The organism is Brevibacillus fluminis, from assembly GCF_003710825.1.
GTDB classification, from domain to species: Bacteria; Bacillota; Bacilli; order Brevibacillales; family Brevibacillaceae; genus Brevibacillus_D; species Brevibacillus_D fluminis.
Map to the genome: position 1 here is coordinate 1 of NZ_RHHQ01000082.1, position 1270 is coordinate 1270.

General features: G+C 49.9%; 2 protein-coding genes. Both read right to left on the reverse strand.

All coding sequences use genetic code 11. The features are described from left to right. The coding region (locus EDM56_RS31020) for an MFS transporter (protein ID WP_122921758.1) at nt 1-817 on the reverse strand (817 nt) is incomplete at its 3' end. A gap of 88 nt (nt 818-905) precedes the next feature. Continuing rightward, a partial coding sequence (locus EDM56_RS31025; RefSeq protein WP_148040454.1) for a Ger(x)C family spore germination C-terminal domain-containing protein occupies nt 906-1270 on the reverse strand: 365 nt, incomplete at its 5' end.

The following is a 1270-nucleotide window of genomic DNA, read 5'->3' on the forward strand; positions in this document are numbered from 1 at the left end:
CTTTGCTGACCAAAAGTCCGGCCAGCACCCCGCCGATTCCCAAAGGAATATCCAGCAATCCGAACAAATACAGCGGCTGCTGGCGTTCTTCCAAAATGAAAAACATCAGCAGGACGTAATAGGAACCGGTCACACGCTCCATCATTTGCAAAAAAAGCATCTTTCGAATCGACGCATTCTTTTTCACGTAACGGAACCCTTCAAGCAAACGGCCGAAAAATCCGCGTTCTTCCGAATCGGCGTGCGGCGTCTGAATTGCGGGGAGACGTAGTAAGAACAACAAGGATAAAAAATAGCAGCCCGCATCCAACAAAAAATTGAAGCGGAATGAGAACGCATATACAAGATACGCCGCGATCCCTTGCCCGATAAACATCATCAAGGCGTTAGTCCCCGTGATCAGCGAATTGGCGGACAGCCTCGACTCAGGCTCAACGGATTGGACGATGACAACTTGCATGGACGGATTGAAAAAGGCGCTGCACACGTTAACCATCATCAACACCGCATAAACCGCCCACAAATAGGCGGCATCGGTAATCCAGAAGAACAAGCTGACCAAAATGCCGCGCAGCAGGTTGCACACAACCATAACGCGGCGTTTCTCCCACTTTTCCAGCAATGGTCCGGCGAAAAAGCTCGCGACCACATACGGCAAAAAGCGAAACACCGTCCCCGCCGCAAAGGAGAGTCCCGAGCCACTCAATTCCTTCAGCAGCCCGAGCACAGCAATAAACGTAAATTCGTTACCGAGCAAATGAATGACATGTGCTCCATACAAGCGACGAAACACATGATGACGCAACAATCCCACCATGTACCACAGCCTCGTTCCTTTGATGCGGCTTACCTGCTCCCTCTTCATCATGGCGTGTTTGGCTGGGTTTGTCGAGTACCACTATCATTTACTTTTTCCCTGAAATCGTCCCGTAACGGATGAGCTTGAGGGCAACCCGGGTATGGAAGACAGCATTCGCGAGATAATCGTCTCCTTTTTCCCGCGACCATTCACCATCGTATTTGGCCCTAAGGTGTTCGCCGAATCCGACGGGGTCGAGGCCTTTTTTCTGCAGCCGGATCAAGGTTTTGGACAGACTCTTCTCCATCTCTTTTTCCAATTGTTCCTGCACCGCATTCATCTCGTCGGGATTCTCTAAATCTTTGCTGCCCGTATAAGCAAGCAAATTGCCTTTCATGCTCATATTGATCTGAAAGACGGGACGCTGTAAAGCACCGCTTACTGTAATTCGGCATTTGGTGCTGATGTAAT